This is a genomic window from Pseudomonas sp. S3_A03 (assembly GCF_054668275.1).
In genome coordinates, this window is record NZ_CP162753.1 from 881,373 (window position 1) to 904,370 (window position 22,998).

Consider the following 22,998-nt stretch of genomic DNA (forward strand, 5'->3'; position numbering starts at 1 on the left):
AGCACCCCATCTGCGCACATGACCTGATCTCACCCTGCCTTCGAGCCGGTCGGCGTCCAGCCGCCCCCCCCCCCCCCCCCCCCCCCGGTTTTATTTTTGCCGGAAACTCAAGGGTGGGTGCGGGGAGTCGGTACGTTTGAAGGCATAGCCCGAAGCGCTGAGGCCGTTGATCTGGCGGCTGACGGTGTCACCCAGGCCATAACCGCTGCCGGCGAGTACGGCATGGGCGTTGTCCACCGGCAGCAGGATGTAGTCGGTCAGGGGCTCGCTGTGCAGTTGGCCGCGTATCACCAGGAAGCCGTCTTCCAGGCGCACGCTGATGCCGCTCAACGGCGCGTTGGGTTCGTGGGTATTGAGTACTTGATAGGTGCCGACGGTGTTGGCCCAGGCCATGGGCAGGGGCGGTGCCTCGATGCGTTCGCCCACGGCAATGCGCTGGCCGTAACTGCGCGCGGTAAGCATCCGCCTGCCCAGCACTGTGACCACATCCAATTGCACGCGGCCCAGTTCGCCGAGGTCTCTGGGCCACCAGCCCAGCAGCTTTTTCTGCGCGCGTAGCCAGCCCTCTTCATCGCGTACCAGTTCGAAGGTGTCGCCAGCCCATTCAACGGCCAACCGCGTGTTGTCGTCCTTGATGCGCAATACGCCCCAGGCCGTGGCGTAGAAGCCGGCCAGGCGCTTGCGGTCGGTGGCTGTCGGTACCTGGCGCAGCTTGAGCCCGTGGCTCGGCGGCTGGCAGTCTGCGCTGCACGCGGGTGCGCCGGTGGCGGCCTGGAACATCAGGCGCAGGGTATCGGTGCTCAGCCGGGCGACCAGGTCTTCGGCGTTGCTGTCGTTGGCCATAATGATCACGGCCAGTTGCTGATCGGGCAGCAGGCTCAATTGCGCGGCAAACGCATCGCCGCCGCCACTGTGCTGGAAGGTTCGCACGCCAGGGCCGATGGGCTCGTCACCGCACGGCGCGAGAAACCAGGCCAGGCCCATCTGGCAATCGAAGTCCAGGGCATTGCCGGTGTTTTGCTGGCGGAACATCTCATCGATCGATTGGTTGTGCAGCAGCCGCTGGCCCTTGTAGAGCCCGTCGGCGAAGAGCATTTGCACGTAATGGCTGAGGTCTCTGGGGCTGGCCCACAAGCCCTCGGCGGCGAGGTCGCGCACTTGAGCGTCGGCACTCGCGACCCCGTCCTCATACCCCACGGCGCGATAACTCGATTGCGCGGCGGTGCCCACAAAGCTCGCGTGGTTCATCTGCAGAGGGGTGAGCAGGCCCTGTTGCAGTTGCGTTTCGAAGTCCTTGCCGCTGCTGCGTTCGATGGCCGCTCCGACCAGTGTGTAGCCCAGGTTGGAATAGGCCACCTGGGTGCCGGGCGGCGCGCTCAGCCATGCACCCGACACGCGCATCGGCATCTGGCCCATGGCGAAGGTGGTGCGCAGGTCGCGCAGATGTTCGCTGGGCAGGCCGGATTGATGGCTGAGCAGGCGGCGCAGGGTGATATCGCGGTCAGCGTCGTGCGGGTCCTGGTGGAACCGCGAGCGCACATGGAATTCGCGCAGGGTCTGCTGGATCGGCGCATCCAGCGCCAGGCGCCGCTGCTCCACCAATTGCAGCGCCGCGCCGGCAGTCAACAGCTTGGAGATTGCGCCCGCCCGGAACGCGGTATTGGGTGTCACCGCAATGCCCATGGCCGTGTCGGCCATGCCGAAGCCACGGGCCCAGAGCAACTCCTGGCCGTTGACCAGCGCGATGGACAGCCCGGGTATGTGCTCCCGGGCCATGTCCTGCACAATGCGGGTTTGCAGGTAGCGAATGATCGCGCTGTAGTCGCCCTTGGGAATCGGCGGCGGGGCAGGCGGCTGGCGATGACAGCCGACACTGCCCAACAGGCAGCCAAGCAGCGTAATACTGCGCAATGTGCCAAGCATGAGGAGCCTCCAACAGAGGGTTTGGAGGCTCGAATGCTATTGGTGGGCGACTTGAAGGTCTTTGACTGCTTTGTCGAGAAACTGTCAAAGACTGTTAACGGGCCAGGTCGAAGCGCATTCAGTGCTGGCGAATGAATCACCGTGCTATGTGGGTTGATGGCGTTTTCCACGTCTTGCGTGCCGGTGAAGCGGCCCTCCGTGTATCGGCCTTTTTCCAGGCCGGAGAGGTCCCCGGTGTTTTTCATTCGCCATTGAAGCGTACTGTCTGGTAGCGCGGCGCTACCAGATGCCAGGCGATATTGCCGCGCCATTGATTATGCAGGGCCTGGGCGCAGATTTTCGCTTGTTCCTGGCTGCGCTCGTCAAACCCCAGGATTGCCAGTTGTGCGGGTAGCACGGCTCTGGGCGCAAAGCGCTCAGCCCACTGCTCAATACGCTGGGAAACGTTCTGGGTTGCTTGGTGTACGGAATTTCCATGGGCGTGCCTGAGATGAGTCAGCAGGTTGAATACATCCTCGTCGGGGTTTTCCATGATGGGAAACGACAACACATCGTTAACCGCCTTGAACAAGTTCAGCGCCACGCTGCGCAGTTCCTGCCAGGGAGCACTGTAGTAAAGGTCTGATGACAAGTTGATGTTTTGCGCCAAGTAGGTGAACTCCAGGCACACCTGGAACCCACCGGCATTTTGCCAAAGGTGTCCATAACCTTCGTTACCCGGCTGGGTGTGGTGCAAGCGATGCATCAGGGCGATGGCGCATGGAGCGAGGTAAGTTGCATATTGCTCTGCGACGCGCTGCTTCCAGATAGGTGGCATCAGCCGAGCAGCTCTGCGCATGATATCTGCGAGTGCACAGGCGAGCGGTTCGCGGCTCACCGTATTTGCGGTGAACGCGTGGGTATATACGCCACGAATCAGGCGTTCGAGGACTTCAGGGTCTCTGCAGTCCTCGTCGGCGAGGTCATCCTGGCAACTGAACCAACCCACCAGGTCTGACAGAATCATCAGTATGTCCGCAGGCGCATCACTCCACATGTAACCGGCATAAGTGCCCGGTACGTAGATATCTAATTGATGGGCCGCATGGGGCGTGGTTCCAAGTCCCATGCGGCTGAGCCACTGACGAGTATGTTGTTGCGCTTCGTCCGTGTAGGGGCTCAGTGGAAAAGTCGTCCCGGCAGACAGTAACCCGGTCATCTTATGTATCCAGTGGTGTTTGAAAGGAACTTGGTATGTAAGATAGATGAGCCTGGGAACGAGCGTTAGAGGTTTTTGAATGAAGTTAGGATTTGCTGGCGAAGCCAGTTATTTACCTATCAGGGCGGGATAAGCCTCTGCGTTATATGTTGAGTGTTCTTAATTGCTAAAAAAAGCATGTTTGACGTGCACGTCGCTAAGGTTAAGTGCAGGAATCAATATCTGGGTAAAGCGGTGGCCTGGCAGTGTGAGGGTCTTTTACTGGCGAGTAAACACATTGCACGAATAAGGCCTGCCCTATGAACAGCTCTTTCTACGGCTTTGATAACACGGGCTATGCACGCGCTAAGTCTCGGTGGATCGAGCCGTTCGCCTACCAGTCCCGCTTCCAGGGAAAGTTGATCCGCACTGAGCTTGGCTGGGCGCTTGCCATGCTGTTTGGTGTGCCAGCAGCGCAGGCGCATGTGTTGTGTGAGTCGGTTGAACTGATGAACACCGCTTCGTTGATACATGACGATGTGTTCGATGCGGACTGCCTACGTCGGGGGCAACCATCGGTATGGAAAACCTACGGTGCGACGGTGGCGATTATTTCAGGAATGCACGGGTACCTGGCTGGTCTCCAACGTCTTGCTTCCCTGGGTAACGAGGGCGTCATCACCACCGGTCTCGAAAGCCTCGAAGCCCTGCATATTGGGCAGCACCTTGACGTGTGTGCCAGTGAAGGCACGGCATTGCCTTCGCTGGACGACTACAGGTTGATCGCTCAGGCCAATACGGGCTGTTTTTTCGTTTTTTTATTGAATGCCTGCCAGTGTTTGAAGCCTGTGGATGAGGACACGTACTTGGCGTTGAAAGCGTTGCTGTATGACCTGGCCGTCTACTATCGATACGTTAATGATTATTGCGATGTGAATCATATTCCGCATTTTGCGAAGAAAGGCTTCGCGACGGATCTCGAAGGAGGGCCAAAGTCATTTTTAATGATCCTGGCCGGGCAGCCGTTATCTAAGGAAAAGCGCTCCTTTGACCAAAAGAATGAAATCATCCGAGCATTTGGCGACGCGGGTGTGCTCGATCTTGCAATAGTCGTGATGGAAGAAACTTACTGCCGGATCCTCAACGGTCTGGCCGTTATTGGACACTCCTGTACCCAGCGAAAAAACAAAAGGCTGGAAGCGTTTATTCGTGATATTCACTTCCAACCTGCTGCTGATGATGATTACTACAAGCGCGTGCTCAGGTAGTGGCGTTATTGATCCACCGCACTCAGAATTGCATGCGCCACTTTCACCCGCTCGGCATTCGGGTAGTTCTTGTTTGCCAGGATCACCACGCCGATGTCCTTGCTCGGCACATACGCCACATAGGCACCAAAGCCGCTGGTTGAACCGGTTTTGTTGAACAGGACGTTGGCGGGTTGTACGTGCGGTGTCGCCAGCCAATTGGCCGTGTGCGGCTCCATTGCCATGGGCGTGGAGTTGCCGTCGATCAAGGCTTGCAGCGTGATCGGGTAGGGATAGTACTCCCAGCCCAGGGCCTGGGTGGTGCCGTTTACCGTGTAGTAGCCGGTATGGGTGGTGGCGATGGCTTGTTGCAGGGGTTTTTCCAGGGTGTCGGGGTGCATGTTGACCATCACGTAGCGCGCCAGGTCGTGGGCGCTGGTCTTGATGCCGTAGGCTTCGCTGTCCAGTGCGCCGGGGCCGACGCGCACCGGTTTGTGCTGTTTGTCATAACCCTGGGCATACAGCGCGGCCTTGTCGGCCCGTACGTGGACGTAGGTGTTGTTCAGGCCCAGTTTGGGCAGCAGCGTGTTTTCCATGGCTGTATTGAACGGCTGGCCCAGGCTTTGTGCGGCGAGGTAGCCGAACAGGCCGATGCTCGGGTTGGAATAAAGGCGTTGGGCGCCGGGGGCGTAAGTCGGTTGCCAGTGTTGGAAGTAGCTGAGCATGGTCTGGGCACTGTCGGCCGACGGCGGAAACTGCAGGGTCAAGCCGCCTGGGGTGTAGGTTGCCAGTTGCAGCAGGCTGATGTGGTCGAAGGCGCTGCCCTTGAGGGTCGGCAGGTGTTGGCTGGCCTTGTCCGCGAGCTTGAGCTTGCCGGTGGCCTGGGCGTAACCGCCGAGGGTGGCGGTGAAGGTTTTGCTCACCGAGCCGATTTCGAACAGGGTGTCTTGGGTGATGGGTTGCTGTTGTTCTTTGGAGGCGACACCGTAGTTAAAGTATTGCACCTGGCCTCGGCTCACCACGGCCACCGACAGGCCGGCGATCTGTTCTTGTCGCATCAGTGGTTCGACGTTATCGTCCACGACCTTGCGCAAATCGGGGGCGGCCATGCAAGTGCCGGAACCGAGCAGTAAGGCGCAAATAAAGATGTTTCGTACGTTGAGATGAGACTTTTCGTGCATGATGTTTCGCTTCCATGTAGGTGAAGCATTGGCGGTCAAAGCCTGAGCAGGCGCCGCAAATCTAGGCAGTTTGGCGCCTGGAGGCAACCGATCATATTTCGCACCAGCCATTAGAAAATTTAGGGTCAACCATGCTGCGTTCCCACCTGCCCCTCAACGCACTGCGTGCATTCGAGGCTTCAGCCCGGCACTTGAGCTTTACCCGCGCGGCCATTGAGTTATGCGTGACCCAGGCGGCCGTCAGCCATCAGGTCAAAAGCCTGGAAGCGCAGTTGAATGTCACCTTGTTCAAGCGGCTGCCGAGGGGGCTCATGCTCACCCGCGAAGGCGAAACGCTGCTGCCGGTGCTGCGCGAATCCTTCGACCGCATCGCCACCACCTTGGGCCAGTTCGAAGGCGGCCACTACCGTGAGGTGCTTACGGTCGGCGCGGTCGGTACCTTTGCCGTGGGATGGCTGCTGCCGCGTCTGCCGGACTTTCACGCACGCTACCCGTTTATTGACTTGCGCCTGTCCACCCATAACAACCGCGTCGATGTTGCCGCCGAAGGCCTGGATTACGCGATTCGCTTCGGTGCCGGCGCCTGGCACGGCACGCACGCCTGCCCATTGCTGGAAGCGCCGCTGACCGTGTTGTGCGTGCCGCAGTTTGCCGAGCAATTGCACGCCCCGCGTGACCTGTTGAAACACACCTTGCTGCGTTCCTACCGCGCCGATGAATGGAGCCTGTGGTTCCACGCCGCCGGCTTGCCGGCCGACACCCTGGTGCCGCGCAGCATCATGTTTGACTCGTCGCTGGCGATGATGGAAGCGGCCCTGCAAGGTACCGGCGTGGCGTTGGCGCCAGCGATGATGTTTGCGCGACAGCTGGAGGGGTGTGATCCGCCAGCCGTTCGACGTGGGCATCACCACCGGCAGCTATTGGCTGACGCGCTTGCAGTCGCGCAGCGAGACCTCGGCGATGGCGGCGTTCAAGGGCTGGCTATTGCAGGCTGCCGCGGGTTAAACCAGGTATTTGCGAAACCATCCCAGGGTGCGTTCCCACGCCAGATTCGCCGCGGCCTCGTCATAGCGTGGCGTCGAATCATTGTGAAAACCGTGATTGGCGCCCTTGTAGATAAATGCCTCGTAGGTCGTGCCCGCCGCCTTCAACGCCTGCTCATACGCCGGCCAGCCTTCGTTGATCCGCGTGTCCAACTCACCGAAATGCAACATGATCGGCGCCTTGATGCGCGGCACGTCCTGGGCTTGCGGCTGACGCCCGTAGAACGATACCGCCGCGCCCAGTTCAGGGTAGGCCACCGCCGCTGCGTTGGTCACGCCGCCGCCGTAGCAGAAGCCGGTGATGCCGACCTTGCCGGTGCTGTCGTCGTGGTGCATCAGCCATTCGATGGCCGCGAAAAAGTCGTTCATCAGTTTGGTAGGGTCGACGGTCTGTTGCAGCGCCACGCCTTTTTCGTCATTGCCGGGGTAGCCGCCGACGGAGCTCAGGCCGTCCGGCGCCAGTGCGATAAACCCGGCTTTGGCCAGGCGTCGGGCGACGTCTTCGATATAAGGGTTCAAGCCACGGTTTTCGTGAACCACCACCACGGCGGGCAACTTGCCTGCCGCCTTGGCCGGGCGCACCCGGTAGCCGCGCACCGTGCCGTTGCCCTTGGGCGAGGGGTAGGTGATGTAGTCGGCGACGATGTCAGGGTCGGTGAATTTGACTTGTTCGGCCAGCGCGTAGTTGGGGCTCAGGGCGGCGAGCAGGGCCGATGCCGTGAGGCCGCCGAAGGTGAACAGCGCGGCGCGGTCGAGAAACTCGCGGCGGTTGAGCTTGCCATGTGCGTAGCCGTCGTAGAGTTCCAGCAGTTCGGGGGCAAAGTCCTGCGCGGTGAGACGAGCCATCGGTGCAATCCTCGAGGGGTGGTGGCAATCAATGTAGACCAGGTTCAACTCGCGGCCATGGGCGGCGGCGGCCAGATGGCCGGTGTCGACACGCACGAACACTGAATCACCGATTGCGGTGAGCACGTCGCCCGCGTATACCTCGCAGACCACGCGGCTTTTGCGCCCCACGTCGCCTTCGACCCGTGCGCGCAGGGTCAGCGGGACGCCCATGGGGGTGGGCTTGATAAATTTGATGCCCAGGTTGCCGGTGACGCAGTCGATGCGCGGCAGGCTGCCGGGTTCGCGGTGTTCGGCCAGGTAGTGGTAGGCCATGGCGGTCCAGTTGGAATGACAGTCCACCAGCATGGCGATCAGGCCGCCGTAGACCAGGTCGGGCCAGCCGCTGTATTGAGGCTCGGGTTGGTGCTCGGCGATGACGTGGATGCGGTCCTCGTCCCAGCGGCTCTTGATGTGCAGGCCGTGGGGGTTGCTGCTGCCGCAACCGTAGCAAATGCCTTCCGGGGCCGTGATGTCTTGCAGAGAAGGGAAGTGCATGCAAACTCCTTGTTGTAATGGGCGGTTACTCTGTTTAGCAGGACCCGCGCCTGATGGGAATACAGCCAATTTTTTGCGGAGCGGTGCATGAAACGTCGACTGTTGGGGCTTACCCTTGTGCTGGGCTGCATCGCCAGCGCCCAGGCCGTGGAGTACGAGGACGTCAACCCCACCGCCAGCCAGATCACCTTTACCTACAAACAGTTGGGGCAGCAGGTCTACGGCACCTTCGGCCAGTTCGAGGGTACGTTGACCTTCGATACCCGCAAACCTGAGGCGGGGCACGCGTTGCTGAAGATTCAGCTCGCCAGCATCAACGCCGGGAGCGACGATGCCAATGACACCCTGCAACGCGCGTCCTGGTTTGATACCGCCACCTATCCGGTGGGCGTGTATGAGTCCACGGCGGTCAAGGCCCTGGGCGACAACCGCTTCAAGATCAGCGGCAACCTGACCATCAAGGGCACCACCCGCCCGGTTGACGTGCAGGTGCTGCTCAAGGAGCTGGATGGCATTGGCATATTCGACGGCGAATTCACCCTCAAGCGAGGTGACTTCAAGATCGGCGAGGGGGAGTGGGCCGGCAACAGCGTGGTGTCCAACGACATCCGTATCAAGTTCAAGATGGTCGCGCCGCAGCGCTAGCGGGCGAACTCCTTGGCGCCGGCCACGCAGCCGATCACGGCAACCGTCACCAGTACCATGCCCAGGCTTACCTGTTCATGCAGCAGGCCCGCCGCCAGTGCCAGGCCGAAGAACGGCTGCAGCAACTGCAACTGGCCGACGGCGGCGATGCCACCCTGGGCCAGCCCGCGGTACCAGAACACAAAGCCGATCAACATGCTGAACAACGACACATACGCCAGGCTCAGCCACGCTGGCAAGCTGATGCCGGTGAAGCTGGATGGCGCCAGGGCCAGGCTCAACGGCAGCACCACCGGCAGCGACACGACCAGCGCCCAGCAGATCACCTGCCAGCCGCCCAGGCTGCGCGACAGCTTGGCGCCTTCGGCGTATCCCAGGCCGCACACCAGCACCGCCAATAGCATCAACACGTCACCGGCAGGCGCGGCACTCAAGCCTTGGGCCAAGGCGTAACCCATCACCAGGGCGCTGCCCAGCACCGAAAACAGCCAGAACGCCGGGCGCGGTCGCTCGCCGCCGCGCAGCACACCGAAGATCGCGGTGGCCAGGGGGAGCAGGCCGATGAATACGATGGAGTGCGCGGAGGTCACGTATTGCAGCGCCAGGGCGGTGAGCAAAGGAAAGCCGATCACCACGCCCAGCGCAACGATGACCAGCGGTACCCATTGGCTGCGCATGGGGCGTTTTTCCTTGAATAGCCACAGCAAAAGCAGCCCCAGCAGCGCCGCAATGGTGGCGCGGATCAGGGTGAGGAACACCGGGTCGAACTCCAGCACGGCCAGGCGCGTGGCGGGCAACGAGCCGCTGAAAATCAGCACGCCGATAAAGCCGTTGATCCAGCCCTGGGTATTGCTGTCCGGGGTGTCGAGCGGGGAGGTGCGTTCCATGGGCGGCGTCCGAAACAAAGAAAGGTTGCGTGAGAGCCATCCTAGGATCGAAGATCAAGACAATCAAAAAATTGTCATGGATACATCGCCAATGCCCCGTGCCCGCTACAAGCTGCTGGTCGACTCCTTCGCCGAAGCCATTCGCTCGGGGCACATGCTCCCCGGCACGCGCCTGCCCACCCATCGCCAACTGGCGGCCGAGCATGGCCTTGCCCTGGTCACCGCCAGCCGTGTGTACTCGGAGCTTGCGGCCATGGGCCTGGTCAGCGGCGAAACCGGGCGCGGCACCTTCGTGCGCGAGATTTCGTTGCCGCCGGGGCAGGGCAGTGGGCAAATGACGGTAGCGACCGGCCTGCTCGACCTCAACTTCAACTACCCGTCGTTGCCGGGCCAGGCCGAACTGCTGCGCACCGCGTTGCGCCAATTGGCGTTGTCCGGCGACCTGGAGGCGCTGCTGCGTTACCAACCCCATGCCGGACGCCTGCATGAGCGTGCAGCGATGGCGCGGCACTTGCTGCGCCGGGGCCTGACGGTGGAAGCCGAGCAGGTGCTGATGGTCAGCGGTGCGCAGCATGGTCTGGCGGTAACGATGATGGCGCTGCTCAAGCCTGGGGATGTGATCGCCGTGGACGCGTTGACGTATTCGGGGTTCAAGGTGTTGGCCGAAACCCTGCACCTGGAAATCGTCGCCATCCCGGTGACCCCCCATGGCCCGGACCTGGATTACCTCCACGCCCTGTGTCGCAAGCGCCCGGTCCGCGCGGTGTACAGCATGCCGACCTTGCACAATCCATTGGGCTGGGTGATGGACCTGCCGCAACGCGAACGGCTGGTTGCTGTCGCCCGTCAGCACAACCTGATGATCATTGAGGACGCGGCCTACGCATTTCTGGCCGAACACGCACCACCCCCGCTGGCGAGCCTGGCGCCGGAGCGCACGGTGTACGTGGGTGGGTTGTCGAAGAGTGTCGCCACCGGGCTGCGCGTGGGGTTTGTCGCCGCACCGCCGGCCTGGGCGAAACAGCTGGAACGCGCCGTCATGGCGACCACCTGGAACGTGCCCGGTGTGATGAGCGCCATTGCCGTGGCCTGGCTCGAAGATGGCACGGTGGCGCAGTTGGAAACGCAAAAACGCCATGACGCCCAGGCGCGCCAAGCCCTGGCGGCGCACGTGTTGCAGGGGCTGGCGTATAGCAGTCACCCGTCATCGTACTTTTTGTGGTTGCCATTGGCAGAGGAGGCCCGCGCCGATCAAGTCGCCATGACCCTACTGCGCGAGGGCATCTCGGTGTCGACCGCCGAGCCATTTGCCGTCTCGGCCCAAGTGCCCCACGCGCTGCGCCTGGCCTTGGGCTCGGTGGATATGCCGGCGCTGCGCGGGGCGTTGCTCAAGGTGCGCCAGGTGGTGGCGTGGTGAGCCCGCGGGCGATCAGAATTTGAACGCCTGACGACCAATCAGCAACCAGTGGCCTTTCTGTTTCTGCCACACCTGGAAGTTCTCGATGTCGGTGGGTACTTCAACGCCGCTGTTCACTGCCTGGGCGTGAAAGTGGTTGCGCACCAGGGCGGTATCGCCTTGCAGGGTGATGGTCTGCTTCTGCATTTCCAGGGTCTTGAAGCCGCTGCGACCGGTCTCGATATCGGCGATGAACTCCTGTTTGTTCTGGATCTTGCCGCTGGAGTGGCCGTACGTGAGTTTCTCGGCGGTGAGCGCCTGCAACTGCTTGATGTCTTTGTGCAGCATGGCTTGGGTCAGGTGGTCGACCGCTTGGGCGACATCCTGATCGGCCGGGGCAGCCGTGACGTAGCCGCTGAACAGGCACAGAAAACCGATCAGCACTTTGATGTTTTGCATGGGGGTTCCTTATTGTTGTTGATGTTTACGACAGTTTGAGTCGTCGTACAACCATGCAATATTTTTTAGGGGGAGGGGAAGTGAAATCTGAAATATTCAGAAAAGATGGGCAGTTGAGCATAGGAAGCCCTTATACGACGTCTCAACACATCTATCAGTTTTACTCGGAATACCCGGTTGCTTCCTAGATGGCTGGCAGATAGCTATGCTACTGCGGACATCAAAAACTGCCCGGGAACAAAAATGGATTTTGACTGGCACAGCAACCCTCTCACCCGCGCCACGCCGGTGACGCCTGGCTATAAAAACACCCAGAACGTACGCCGCTTCATGCTGTTGCACTGTGGCCCTGCGTTCAAATTCGACCGCCCGTTCATGGCCTGGATTCGCGACGAAACGCCCCAGACCCTGGGTGACGTGGTGGATGAGTGGTTACGCCGCAATGCGGGCCCACGGGGGTGATGACGTCCGCCTTCGGCGTGCTGGTCAACTACCTCTTCCATCTGCTGCCTGGCCTGCTGCTATTTGGCGTGTGGTGGGCGGCTACGCCACGCTCACTGGTGGCGATGCGTATCCTGATCTTGCTGGCGGCGTTTGTGCTGATGCGAGATGCGATGACGCCGTTAGACCTGTGGGCGCTCGGCAGCGATGTACAGATCGCCTTTTCGGCCAATACACTCGTGTTGGGGGCACTGGGTTGCCTGTCGCTGCTACTGATTATGTTGCTTGCACGGGCGGCGCCCGAGTTGTGGCGACTGGTTGTGTGGGTCAAAGGCAGTGGCTTGGCCGGCGTGGTGGTTGGCCTTGCCGTCGGCTGCCTGATTGGCATGCCGCTGCGGCTTTATCAAGCCATCGATGGCGCGGCGATCCCCGGTTACTGGGCGTGGTTGCCCGGCATGGTGGTGCTTGCCTATTGCGCCAATGCGTTGGAAGAGCTGCTGTTTCGCGGTTTTTTGCAGGGGTATCTGGAGCAGCAGGTGACGCCATTGCGTGCTGCCTTGATCAGCGGTGTGGCGTTTGCAGCCTGCCATGCGTTCCTGGCTTTGAGCGTGACCCGGCTGGGTTGGCCGGTGTTGTTGTTTACCTTGTTGGAAGGCTTGGCCTGCGCCTTGGTGCGTATGCGCTACGGCGTGCTGGCGGCGACGTTGACCCACGGCACGGCAATCCTGTTGATTGCCGTGCCCTATACCCGCTGATTTGAACTGCAATCAAACGGGCTTATCTCGCACCCGGGCCGCGTTTACTCAACTCGCCAACGGCGGCGTACGCGGCGGTACCAGGCGCTTGCTGCCCGTCGCCTCATACGCCGCCGCGAAACGCAACAGCGCCGAATCATCATAAGCACGCCCGGCAAACGTCAGCCCCACCGGCATGCCGATATCCGCCATCACGCCCATCGGCACGGTGACGGTGGGTACGCCCAGGTGGCGGATGGCGAGGTTGCCGTTGGCCACCCAGATACCGTTGCTCCAGGCGATGTCGGCGCTGGCTTCGTTCACGTCGGCGTCGGCCGGGGCCACATCGGCCACGGTGGGGAACAGCACCGCATCCAGGCCCAGTGTGTCCATCCAGTCTTCCAGGTCGATGCGCCGGGTTTGCTCCAGGCCGCGCAGGCCGTCGGGCACGCTGGTGATCTGGTCCCACGGCGTGATACCGCGTTGCGCCATGCGCACGTACTCGTCCATACCGGCGGCGAGGTCGTCTTCGCGGTTGGGCAGGGTGCCGGGGTCGTGGGGAAAATCTGCGGGCCGTCTACCTCCGCCAGGCGGTTGAGCGCTGGGTCGTTGTTGGCGCGCAGGAAATCGTCGAACGCCCAGGCCGACAGCTCCCATAACTCGTCGTGCAGGAATTCTTTGGAGACCAGCCCACGGGTAAACACCGTCGGCGCGCCGGGGCGGTCGCCTTCGCAGTTGGAGACCAGTGGGAAATCCACTTCGATGACTTCGGCGCCGGCGGCTTCCAGCGCCGCGCGTGCAGCTTTCCATAAGTCGATCACGCTGGCACGGGTGTTGATTTTCTGCCCGGTCGGGCCGCCGATGCCGGGTTTTTCGCTGGTGCCGGCGTCGGGGTCGGCATTGATGTACATGCGCGGCACGCCGAAGCGTTTACCGGCGAGGGCTTCGGCTGGAGCGGCCAGTTCGGCATAGAAGGCTGGGCGCACCGAGGCGACGCTGGGGATGGGTACCCAGGGTTGCAGGCGCCACAAATCGCCACGGGTGTCCGGGTCTTCTGCCACCACCACGTCGAGCACTTCGAGCAGGTCGGCCATGGTGCGCGCGAACGGCACCACCACGTCCATGGTCGGGGTCAACGGCCAGTTGCCGCGCACCGAAATTACGCCGCGCGATGGGGTATAGGCGCACAAGCCGTTGTTGGACGCCGGGCCGCGTCCGCTCGACCAGGTTTCTTCGGCCAGGCCGAACGCGGCGAAGCTGGCCGCCGTTGCGGTGCCGGCGCCATTGGACGAGCCGGAGGCAAACGGCGCGGTGAGGTAGCCGGCGTTATAGGGGCTTTCTGCGCGGCCATACACGCCGCGTTGCATGCCGCCATTGGCCATCGGCGGCATATTGGTCTTGCCCAGGCAGATCGCGCCACCGGCGCGCAGGCGTTCGATGGTGAAGGCGTCGCGATGCGCAACGAGTTTGGCGAACGCCGGGTTGCCGGAGGCCGCGGTCAGGCCTTTTACCAGGTAGCTGTCTTTGGCGGTGTAGGGGATGCCATCCAATGGCCCCAGGGTTTGGCCCTTGGCGCGGCGCGCATCGGACGCCTCGGCTTCTTCCAGGGCTTGCGGGTTGCGCACCACCACGGCGTTCAACGCGGTGGCGGTCTGCGGGCCGTCGTAGGCCTCGATCCGGGCCAGGTAAGCCTTGACCAGTTCCACCGCAGTGGTCTGGCCGGATTCAAGCGCAGCGCGCAATTGGGCAATGGAGACTTCGGTAACTTGCATGACGTTTTCTTCGCCGCCTTCAGTTGTGGTATCGCCGCAGTCTACGTACAGATATTTCACAAAACCAGCGCGGCATAATCGGCGTAGGCGCCGCGCATCACCTGCCAGGTCGCGTCGTCCGCAGGAATCAGATGCTCGATACGCAGTGACGTCAGGGTGATGTCCTGGGGCATGCCGAAAGTGGTGAACGTCGACAGAAAGCTCAGCTCACCCCGGCTTGAACGCACGCGCGTCAGCACCAGCGGTGGCATTTCGTTGGGCAGTTGGGTGTGGGTGGGCGGCGGCAGGCGCGCCAGCAACGTGGCCAACGCCGGGTTGCCCAGCGCCTCGCGAGCTGCCCGTTGCCAGGCCAGGGTGCGGATCTCTTCGGCGTTGAGCAGGTGGTCACCCAGGCCGCCGGGTTGCAGCAGGGTGGTCAACAGGTTGAGGTCGTCGGCCGCCCGGGGCTCGATGCCCAGCAGCGCAAACAGCACGGCGGCGCTGGCATTCGCCGCCAACACTTGCCACTCACTGCCCAGCAGAATCGCCGGCGCCGGGTTGTTGGCATGCAGTACATGGCTGACCGCTTCACGAATCGCGGCCATGGCCGGGGACGCGAGCGGGGTGGCGCTATAGCGCGGGGCGTAACCGGCGGCGAGGAACACGCGGTTGGCGCGTTCCAACGGCGCATCCAGTGCGGTCAGCAATGCATGCAACGTAACCGGGCTGGGCCTGGCGCGGCCGGTTTCGAGGCAACTGAGGTGGCGCTGGGACACGCCGGTGATCAAGGCCAGGTCGAGTTGGCTGAGCTTGGCCTGTTTGCGTAACTGGCGCAGGTGTTCGCCGGCGGTGGCAGGGTTGTCCATGGCGTATTGATGACCTCCGAGGTCATTGCGAGGGGCCAAACCTTATCACTAAGGTGAGGCTCGATCACGTCAAGGAACAGACCATGCCCAGACCCTTTCTCGCCCTGGCCGCTTTGCTCGGGTTTTCGCTGTATACCCTGGTGACGATGCTCACCGCCGAGCAATCGCTGCCGGCCTTTGGACGGGAACTGCTGTCGCGGCCCGACACCGCGCAGGTGGTGATTGATCTGTACCTGATGGCGGTACTGGCGTGCGTATGGATGTATCGGGATGCGCGTCGGCGAGGGCGCAGGCTGATGTCGGTGCTACCGTATTTTCTGCTGACCGCCGTGTTCGTGTCGGTGGGGCCATTGCTTTACATCGTGGTGAATGGGCGGCGGGATGACTGACCCGATTAAGCTCTACGCCCTGTGTGTGCGGGTGCTGGGCGTTAATTTGTTCGGACTCGGCGGCGTGAGCATTGCCCGGTTGCTATGAACGGCCTCCAAGACCGCCGCTCCCTCATCCGCATCAGGCCCCCGGCCCGGTCCTATCCACCAACCGAATACTGTCGCGCCCACCCCGCTTGGACTCATACAACGTCCAATCCCCTTGTTCAATCAACACCGCCAGGCTCTCCGGCTGATCGAACAGATTCGCGCCAATGCTCAACGTCACCGGTTGCGGCGTGCTGAAACTCTGCGCGGCCAATTGCTGGAATTGCCCGCGCAAGTCGCTGCCCAGCTCAACAATCTGCTCGGTAGACGCCGGGCTCAGCAGGATCACAAATTCATCGCCGCCCAAGCGTGCCGCCAGTGCGCCCTTGGGCACGACGCTGCGGATCATCTCGCTCAGGGCGATCAACAGACGGTCGCCCGCCGTGTGGCCGTGGAGATCGTTGACCCCTTTGAAGTTGTCGATGTCGATCAGCAGCAGGGCGCCGGGTTGGGCCGGCGAGATCTGGGCCAGCAGGCGCGGGGCGCGCAGGTCGAGGGCGCGGCGGTTGTAGAGGGCGGTGAGTGGGTCGCGGGCGGCGAGGCGGGCGATCTGTTGTTCGCGGCGGTAGCGCTCGGAGCCGGTCATGGACAAGGCAATCAACATGATCGCCATCGCGCCTTCCACCAGGGAAACCTGGATGATTTCGCCCTTGAACGCGGCAAGGTCGATCAGCGTGCCGGGGACCACCACCGAGAGGGCCTTGATCACGTAGAACAGCCCATGGATCAGCAGCACGAAACGCAGTTGCACCGCACCCACGCTCAAGGACCGGCCATGGGGCCGCAGCAGCAAGCTGGCACGTAAGGTGGGCAGGGCGACCAGCAGCGACTGCACCACCAGCATGGCTTTGGACCATGACGGGTCGGCCGGCAGGGCCAGCATGCCAAACCAGACGGCGACCATCAGCAACCACGCCCGCGACACGCGCACCTGGGTAAACCGTGCCACGCCGAGCAAAAACAGAAAATGTGCGCTCACCAGCAAGCCGTTGGCGAACCAGATGCCGATGACTAAAAAACCGTTGATGCGCAGCAGCGCCAGCGTGGAGCCAAGGCTAATGGTGGCGAAACCGGCGCTCCACAACAGCAGCGACGGTTCGCGCACGCTGCGCCATTCCACCGCGAGGTACAGGGCGGCCGCGGCGGCCAGGGCGACGGTGAGGGCCAAAATGGTAGGAGGGTCGAGTGTCATGTGTTGCCGGGTCTGCCTGAGGTGCGTGGACAAACGCGATTGTAAGCGTTTCACAGGCATTTCGGAGCATTAGTGGCAATCGGCTATCAAGCTGCTCCAGCGCCGTTGAGGGGCACCGTCACACGAAACACCGTGCCGTGCCGGCTGTCGGATTCGACCTCAATCAAACCCTGGTGGGAGGCGACGATTTCGGAGGCGATAAACAGACCCAGCCCCAGGCCTTCCGTCGGGCCATGCTCAATCACCGAGCGTTGGGAAAAGCGCCCCATGGGGTTGAAAATGAAGGGCAGCACGTCATTCGGGATCGGCGGGCCCTGGTTATGCACGCTGAACACACAGTGGTCTGGCGTGACCGTCAGCGCCACCGCAATGGGCGAATGCAAGTCGCCGTGATGCACGGCGTTACTGATGATGTTGGAAAACACCTGCTCCATGCGCGCGCCGTCGAACAGTCCCGCCGCCGATGGGGCCGACTCGAATCGTAGCTGGGCGTGCGGATCAAATGCCTGGATCTCGGCAACGATACGCTCGCAGATCGGCACGAGGTCGACCTGGGTGCGTCTTACCGGAATACCGGGGCCCATCTGGCAGCGTGTCAGGTCCAACAGGTCGCCGACAATTTGGCTGGCACGCTGGACGCTGGTGTAGATCTGGGTGGCCACGCGGCTGTCGCGTTCGCCCCCCAGTTGTGAGCGTCTGAGGCTATCGGCACCAAGCAAGATAGCGCCCAGTGGTGTGCGCAGGTCATGACCGAGGATGCCGAGGAACACGTTGCGCGAGGCTTCCACTGCCCGCGAATAACTGGCGATGGATTCGGCGAGGGCCTGGTCGATAGCTTCATGAAAACGGTTCATGTCATCGACATCCAGCGCTGTACCGCCCTTGACACGCTTGAGCCATTGGCGAAGCACACTGGTACGCAGCGCACGGTATTCGGACACCATCTGGTCGATGGAAAACCCCGCCATCAAGCGTGTGACCGCGTGGGTTTCGGCGGGGGTTTCCGCGTCTCCCTGGGGGGCCAGGCCCTGGGCCTTGTCCAACTGCTCCTGCACGGTCTGCGTGGTGCGCAGGTCCTGGACGATGGCGTGCAACATCTGCGCGGCATGATCGCGCAGGCCGTCCTGGTCCAGTGCCGCGCCGGGTGTCTGGATCGTGCTGGCGAAGTCTTCCCAGTCCTGCAGGATGGGTTCGAGGTTGCTAAGGATGAAGTCTGACAGGCGCATGCGGTAATCCTAGCGAGTGGCGATACGCAGAGAAGCGCACGGGGCTGCCAAACGGGGATTTAAGCACGATTTAGCCTGCATGACGCTGCGCAGTGCAAAGGCACTGCGCAACGGGTCGGTCACACGCCTTTGGTCGACGGCAGCAGGATCGTCAGGATGCCTACCAGCGGCAAGAAAGAGCACAGCGTGTAGACATACTCGATGCCATGGCTATCGGCGAGCAAACCCAGCAAAGCCGCGCCGATCCCGCTGAAGCCGAACATCAGGCCGAAGAACACGCCCGCGATCATTCCCACGTTGCCTGGCACCAGCTCCTGGGCGAATACCACGATGGCCGAGAACGCCGAGGCCAGGATAAAGCCGATCACCACGCTGAGCACGGCGGTCCAGAACAGGTCGACGTAGGGCAGGGCGAGGGTGAACGGCGCGGCGCCGAGGATGGAGAACCAAATGACCTTCTTGCGCCCGATCCGGTCGCCGATCGGCCCGCCAAAGAAGGTGCCCGCCGCCACCGCGCCCAGAAACAGGAACAGGTACAACTGCGAGTTGGCCACCGACAGGTTGAATTTTTCGATCAGGTAGAAGGTGAAATAGCTGGTGAGGCTGGACATGTAGAAGTACTTGGAAAACACCAGCACGGCCAACACCACCAGAGCAAAGGTCACGCGGCCTTTGGACAGCCCGTGGGTAGCCTTGCCGCCCTGCTTGAGCTTGAACAGGTTGAGGTGGTTGCGATACCAGCGGCTCAGGCCGTACAAAACCAGAATCGCGAACACCGCAAACAGGCCGAACCAGGCGATATTGCCCTGGCCGTACGGGATGATGATCGCCGCTGCCAGCAGGGGCCCCAAGGCACTCCCGGTGTTGCCGCCGACCTGGAACGTCGACTGCGCCAGGCCGTAGCGGCCACCGGAAGCCAGGCGTGCCACGCGGGACGTTTCCGGGTGGAAGGTCGACGAGCCAACGCCCACCAGCCCGGCCGCCAGCAGAATCGCCGGGAAGCTGCCGACAAATGCCAGCATCAAAATACCGATCAAGGTGCACACCATGCCGGCCGGCAATAGCCAGGGCTTGGGATAGCGGTCGGTGTGGTAACCGATCCACGGTTGCAGCAGTGAGGCGGTCAGTTGGAACGTCAGGGTAATCATTCCCACCTGGGTGAATGTCAGCCCGTAGTTGGCCTTGAGCATCGGATAGATCGACGGCAGCACGGCCTGGATCAGGTCATTGATCAGATGCGCCAGGGCGCACGCGCCAAGGATGCGCATAACCAAGGGGCTGGCGTGGGGTGTACTGGTTGCAGCAGCGGGTGACGCGGTGAGTGTCGACATGCAGGCATTCCATACAAGGCAGCGAACAGGGGCAGCCAGTACTTGAGCCGGCTGCCCATTTCAAATTGTTTCGGGGTTTATGCTAGATTCCTGAAAAATGCCTGTCTCGCGAAATCGGGGCAACAACTGTCGCAAAAAGGGCGAAATGATCAAATCCCTGGATAAATTCCTGCAAGAGATCGACGAGGGCGATTGGGCCGTGATCAGTTCGGCCACCGATTACCCGGAAAACTGGGTGATCCCCGACCACAGCCACGATAAGCATCAACTGCTCTATGCCACTGAAGGCGTGATGGTCGTGCATTCGGCGCAGAACCAATGGACGGTGCCTCCCCATCGCGGTTTCTGGATGCCCTGCGGGCATGTGCATTCCTTGCGGTGCGTGGGGCCGCTGAAGATGCGCAGCGTGTTTGTCCGCGCCGACAGCTTCCCCAACTTGCCCACCGAGACCAAGGCGGTGAGCATCTCGCCCCTGCTGAGCGAGCTGATCAAGGCCTCGGTCAGTTTGAAGCCGCCCTATGCCGAGGACTCGCGGGACGCCCGGATCATGCACCTGATCCTCGATGAGCTTGCCCTGTTGCCGGCCCTGCCGTTGTCCCTGCCGCAGCCTGGCGACCCGCGTATCCGGCAAATCTGCCTGGCGCTGCAACAGGACCCCGGCGACGCCTCCACCGTCGCGCACTGGAGCGAACGCCTGGGCCTGGACCAGAAAACCATCCAGCGCTTGTTCCGCAGGGAAACCGGCATGACCTTCGGCCAATGGCGTCAGCAGGCACGCTTGCTGCTGGCACTGGAGCGCATCGCGCTGGGCGAGAAGATCATCGACGTGGCCCTGGCGCTCGGCTATGACAGCCCGAGCGCTTTTACCAGCATGTTCAAGAAGCAGTTCGGCAAGACGCCGAGTCACTTTTTCAAATAGCGCATCACGCCTCGCGCGTAGAACTGTCCTACTGACCCACGTGCGTTATGCCTGATGGGTTCGCTGGTGATCATCCATCAGCAGGTTGGTGAACGCATCGATATCCATGGGGCGACTGAGGAAGTAACCCTGGCCCTCGTCACAGGCCACGGCCTTGAGCATGGCCAGGTGCTCGGCGGTTTCGATGCCTTCGGCGGTCACCGTGAGTGTCAGGGCGCGCCCGAGGCCGATGATGGCCTGGACAATGGCCATGTCACCCTCGCTGTCTTCGAGCCGGGTCAGGAAGCTGCGGTCGATTTTCAGCCCATCGAACGGGAAGGCGCGCAGGTAGCTGAGGGATGAATACCCGGTGCCGAAATCATCCATGGCGATGCGAATGCCCAACTGCTTGAGGGTGTGCATCACCTCAAGCGCGACAACGGCATCTTCGAGCATGACACTCTCGGTAATTTCCAGCTCAACCCGCGCCGGGTCGATGCCCGCGGTATTCAGCGCCTGGCGTACGCGTTGTACCAGGTGGCCGCGCTTGAATTCGATGGGCGAGAGGTTCACCGACACGAACAGGTTGTCCGGCCATTTGGCGGCACAGGCGCAGGCGGTGGCCAGCACCCAATCGCTGAGGGACAGGATCAACCCCGACTCTTCGGCAATCGGGATGAAGGTGTCCGGGGCGATCAGCCCGCGCACCGGGTGCTGCCAGCGCACCAGCGCTTCGGCCCCGACCATCTGCCCATCGGCGATGCGATAGCGTGGCTGGAAGTGCAGGCGCAATTCCTCATGTTTGATCGCATAGCGCAGGTCGCTTTCCAGGCGGCGGCGTTCGATGATTTTCGCGTTCATCTCACCCGAGTAGAACCGCCAGGTATTGCGCCCGGCCGCCTTGGCCTCGTACAGCGCGATATCGGCGTAACGCAGCAGCTCGGTGACCTCGCTGGCGTCATTGGGCGCCAGTGTGATGCCGATGCTGGCGCTGATAAACACGTCCTGGTCATCGATGCGGATGGCCTGCTCGATCGACCCGATCAAGCGCCGACACAGGTTTTCGACGTCGTCCTGCGTGCCGGCATCGGTCAGGATCAGCACAAACTCATCGCCACCGACCCGCGCCACCAGGTCGCCATGGCGCACGCAAGCGCTCAGGCGGCTCGACACTTCATTGAGCACGCGGTCGCCGGCGGCATGCCCGAGCAAGTCGTTGACCGGCTTGAAGCGGTCCAGGTCCAGGCTGAGCATGACCAGCGGGCGTTCCGGCGGCGGCAGCGCTTTGAGTTTGCTGTCGAGGAAGGCTTGCAGGCGCGTACGGTTGGGCAACCCGGTGAGGGCGTCATGCAGGGACAGAAACTCAATACGCCGGCGCGCCTCGACTTCTTCGGTCACGTCGGTGGCCGTGCCACGAAACCCGCCACAGGGCATTTGCCGCGCCGACAACCGGGTGGTGCGCTCTTGCCCCTTAGCATCCAGGTACAGGCATTGCACGCTGAGGTCGGGGCGGCGCCCCGGCGTGCACAACCACTGCGACAGCAAGCCGTCTTCGGTCTCCAGCAGGTCGTTCATCGCCGCGCCGATCCACGTATCACGGGCCAAGCCGGTGACGCTTTCGAAACGCTCCGACAAATACGTAAAGCGCCACTCGGCATCGATCTCCCACACCCAATCGGAACTGGCCTCCACCACATCGCGAAAGCGCGCTTCGCTGGTGGCCAAGGCGTTCTGGCTGTTTTGCAACGAGTCATGGCTGGCATCAAGGGCAAGGGCAGCCGCAGTGCTGCGCCGCAAAATCATCCAGGTCATCAGGCACACCAGCAACGCCGCCAGGCCCAGCAGCGGCAGGGCGACGCCCATCAAACGCTTGCCGGGCTGCTCCGGCTGCCAATACAGGCTGCCCGCGCTGCCGTTGTCGCCGAGGGGCAGCGACACACCCTTGGCGATGTCGGCGGCTGTGGCGATGTGCAGGTTGGCCACGCCGAAGTCATCGCCGATCACGCCCAGTTTGGCGCCGTCAAGAATATTGACGAACACCAGCACCGAGGCCCGCCGCTCATCGGCGACCACCGTGGGGTCGGTGCCTGGCGTGATGGCGGCGGCGGCCACGAGCGCAGGGTTGCCGCGCACGTTGATGAGGGTGCTCACCGATGTTTCGTTTTCAACCCCCGCCCGCGCCTGTTCGAGAAGGGCGGTGAGGGGCTGGTCGAGCCACTCGCTGATCTCAAAGGGTTGCTGTTCGCCCTCGACCACTGCATACACCGTGCGGTCGGCATCGTTGACCACAAACACGCCTTGGAAACCGAAATCCTGGTACAACGTCGCCCCGACATTGCCGCGCGTATAGGCCCAGTCTTCATCGACATGCAGGTGAAGATACCGATAGGCATCGCTCCAGAAGGCGTAGTCCTTGACGTTCAAACGCATGGACTTTTCCATCGCCTGCATGGCTTTACGCGTATGAAATGCACTCTCGGCTTGCTCTGACCGGTCCATGTCGTGGGCAAGGTAGATCAGCGAGTACGCCGCGGCCGCAAACACACCGGCCAGCAGGATCATGAAGTTGAACAGTGAGGTGCGCGTCAGCGACAAGCTGGTGCGAGAGGAGAGCGAGCGGACGATAGGGGCGAGAGAGTTGGGCATTATTTTGCGCAGGGCCTCGCTGCAAGTCAGTGGTATGACAGGCTATCGGCGGCCCCGGCGAAATATTTAGAGGTTCAGGCGCTGCGGCAGCGCACG

18 protein-coding genes and 3 pseudogenes are annotated in these 22,998 nt (G+C 62.1%); 8 read left to right on the forward strand and 13 right to left on the reverse strand.

Annotation, left to right across the window (positions count from 1 at the left end; translation table 11 throughout):
* Positions 1-90: 90 nt before the first annotated feature.
* Both AB4O25_RS03770 and AB4O25_RS03775 read right to left on the reverse strand, forming a co-directional pair.
* The gene (locus AB4O25_RS03770) at positions 91-1,923 is read right to left on the reverse strand and encodes a serine hydrolase domain-containing protein (protein WP_460150516.1); all 1,833 of its coding nucleotides are present in this window, start codon (positions 1,921-1,923) and stop codon (positions 91-93) included.
* A gap of 241 nt (positions 1,924-2,164) precedes the next feature.
* Positions 2,165-3,121 (reverse strand): terpene synthase family protein, encoded by a 957-nt coding sequence (locus AB4O25_RS03775; RefSeq protein WP_460150518.1) that lies wholly within the window; start codon positions 3,119-3,121, stop codon positions 2,165-2,167.
* Between the two features lie 299 nt (positions 3,122-3,420).
* On the opposite strand from AB4O25_RS03775, the gene AB4O25_RS03780 reads away from it, so the two are divergent.
* Positions 3,421-4,368 carry a polyprenyl synthetase family protein gene (locus AB4O25_RS03780; protein ID WP_065878449.1) on the forward strand — a complete coding sequence of 316 codons (948 nt, stop codon included), beginning with the start codon at positions 3,421-3,423 and terminating at the stop codon, positions 4,366-4,368.
* Positions 4,369-4,373: 5 nt separating this feature from the next.
* Here AB4O25_RS03780 and ampC read toward each other — a convergent pair whose 3' ends face one another.
* The gene (ampC, locus tag AB4O25_RS03785; protein WP_068934821.1) at positions 4,374-5,528 is read right to left on the reverse strand and encodes a class C beta-lactamase; all 1,155 of its coding nucleotides are present in this window, start codon (positions 5,526-5,528) and stop codon (positions 4,374-4,376) included.
* A 131-nt stretch (positions 5,529-5,659) separates the two neighbouring features.
* Between ampC and AB4O25_RS03790 the strand changes: the two are divergent.
* A pseudogene (locus tag AB4O25_RS03790) lies at positions 5,660-6,533 on the forward strand (LysR family transcriptional regulator).
* Here AB4O25_RS03790 and yghX read toward each other — a convergent pair.
* Positions 6,530-7,417 carry a YghX family hydrolase gene (yghX, locus tag AB4O25_RS03795; protein ID WP_267864454.1) on the reverse strand — a complete coding sequence of 296 codons (888 nt, stop codon included), beginning with the start codon at positions 7,415-7,417 and terminating at the stop codon, positions 6,530-6,532. The pseudogene AB4O25_RS03790 and the gene yghX sit on opposite strands and share 4 nt — an antisense overlap.
* 48 nt (positions 7,418-7,465) lie before the next feature.
* Positions 7,466-7,954 (reverse strand): annotated as a pseudogene (locus AB4O25_RS03800) (PaaI family thioesterase); the annotation flags it as partial.
* A gap of 87 nt (positions 7,955-8,041) precedes the next feature.
* On the opposite strand from AB4O25_RS03800, the gene AB4O25_RS03805 reads away from it, so the two are divergent.
* The gene (locus tag AB4O25_RS03805; RefSeq protein ID WP_460150519.1) at positions 8,042-8,599 is read left to right on the forward strand and encodes a YceI family protein; all 558 of its coding nucleotides are present in this window, start codon (positions 8,042-8,044) and stop codon (positions 8,597-8,599) included.
* On the opposite strand, the gene AB4O25_RS03810 is transcribed toward AB4O25_RS03805, so the two are convergent.
* Entirely contained in the window at positions 8,596-9,486 is an 891-nt protein-coding gene (locus AB4O25_RS03810; protein ID WP_065878461.1) for a DMT family transporter, read from the reverse strand. The two genes, AB4O25_RS03805 and AB4O25_RS03810, sit on opposite strands and share 4 nt — an antisense overlap.
* Positions 9,487-9,577: 91 nt before the next feature.
* Here AB4O25_RS03810 and AB4O25_RS03815 point away from each other — a divergent pair, with 91 nt between their 5' ends.
* Complete coding sequence (locus AB4O25_RS03815) at positions 9,578-10,903, forward strand: aminotransferase-like domain-containing protein (protein ID WP_017530435.1); 1,326 nt, start codon at positions 9,578-9,580, stop codon at positions 10,901-10,903.
* A 12-nt stretch (positions 10,904-10,915) separates the two neighbouring features.
* On the opposite strand, the gene AB4O25_RS03820 is transcribed toward AB4O25_RS03815, so the two are convergent.
* Entirely contained in the window at positions 10,916-11,341 is a 426-nt protein-coding gene (locus AB4O25_RS03820) for a nuclear transport factor 2 family protein (protein ID WP_017530434.1), read from the reverse strand.
* Positions 11,342-11,584: 243 nt separating this feature from the next.
* Here AB4O25_RS03820 and AB4O25_RS03825 point away from each other — a divergent pair, with 243 nt between their 5' ends.
* Positions 11,585-11,803, forward strand: coding sequence for a DUF6434 domain-containing protein (locus AB4O25_RS03825; RefSeq protein ID WP_460150521.1), 219 nt, complete (start codon positions 11,585-11,587; stop codon positions 11,801-11,803).
* Positions 11,803-12,537 (forward strand): CPBP family glutamic-type intramembrane protease, encoded by a 735-nt coding sequence (locus AB4O25_RS03830; protein ID WP_460150523.1) that lies wholly within the window; start codon positions 11,803-11,805, stop codon positions 12,535-12,537. Before AB4O25_RS03825 ends, AB4O25_RS03830 begins: the two co-directional genes overlap by 1 nt.
* Before the next feature lie 48 nt (positions 12,538-12,585).
* Here AB4O25_RS03830 and AB4O25_RS03835 read toward each other — a convergent pair.
* A pseudogene (locus AB4O25_RS03835) lies at positions 12,586-14,288 on the reverse strand (amidase).
* A gap of 56 nt (positions 14,289-14,344) precedes the next feature.
* Positions 14,345-15,133 carry a helix-turn-helix domain-containing protein gene (locus tag AB4O25_RS03840; RefSeq protein WP_017530431.1) on the reverse strand — a complete coding sequence of 263 codons (789 nt, stop codon included), beginning with the start codon at positions 15,131-15,133 and terminating at the stop codon, positions 14,345-14,347.
* 83 nt (positions 15,134-15,216) lie between these two features.
* Here AB4O25_RS03840 and AB4O25_RS03845 point away from each other — a divergent pair, with 83 nt between their 5' ends.
* Positions 15,217-15,522, forward strand: a complete 306-nt coding sequence (locus tag AB4O25_RS03845) for a DUF2834 domain-containing protein (RefSeq protein ID WP_065878468.1) — start codon at positions 15,217-15,219, stop codon at positions 15,520-15,522.
* Between the two features lie 121 nt (positions 15,523-15,643).
* Here the strand turns inward: AB4O25_RS03845 and AB4O25_RS03850 are convergent, their stop codons facing one another.
* The 3 genes from AB4O25_RS03850 to AB4O25_RS03860 form a co-directional block, all read right to left on the reverse strand.
* Positions 15,644-16,801, reverse strand: a complete 1,158-nt coding sequence (locus AB4O25_RS03850) for a GGDEF domain-containing protein (protein ID WP_223496570.1) — start codon at positions 16,799-16,801, stop codon at positions 15,644-15,646.
* A gap of 86 nt (positions 16,802-16,887) precedes the next feature.
* Positions 16,888-18,027 carry a sensor histidine kinase gene (locus tag AB4O25_RS03855; protein WP_116079799.1) on the reverse strand — a complete coding sequence of 380 codons (1,140 nt, stop codon included), beginning with the start codon at positions 18,025-18,027 and terminating at the stop codon, positions 16,888-16,890.
* 119 nt (positions 18,028-18,146) lie between these two features.
* Positions 18,147-19,358: an MFS transporter gene (locus tag AB4O25_RS03860; protein WP_017530427.1), complete on the reverse strand. Its 1,212-nt coding sequence runs from the start codon at positions 19,356-19,358 to the stop codon at positions 18,147-18,149.
* A 97-nt stretch (positions 19,359-19,455) separates the two neighbouring features.
* On the opposite strand from AB4O25_RS03860, the gene AB4O25_RS03865 reads away from it, so the two are divergent.
* Entirely contained in the window at positions 19,456-20,277 is an 822-nt protein-coding gene (locus AB4O25_RS03865; protein WP_116079798.1) for an AraC family transcriptional regulator, read from the forward strand.
* 45 nt (positions 20,278-20,322) lie between these two features.
* Here AB4O25_RS03865 and AB4O25_RS03870 read toward each other — a convergent pair whose 3' ends face one another.
* A complete protein-coding gene (locus tag AB4O25_RS03870) occupies positions 20,323-22,902 on the reverse strand; it encodes a bifunctional diguanylate cyclase/phosphodiesterase (protein ID WP_460150526.1) in 2,580 nt (859 codons plus the stop codon).
* Positions 22,903-22,998: the final 96 nt, after the last annotated feature.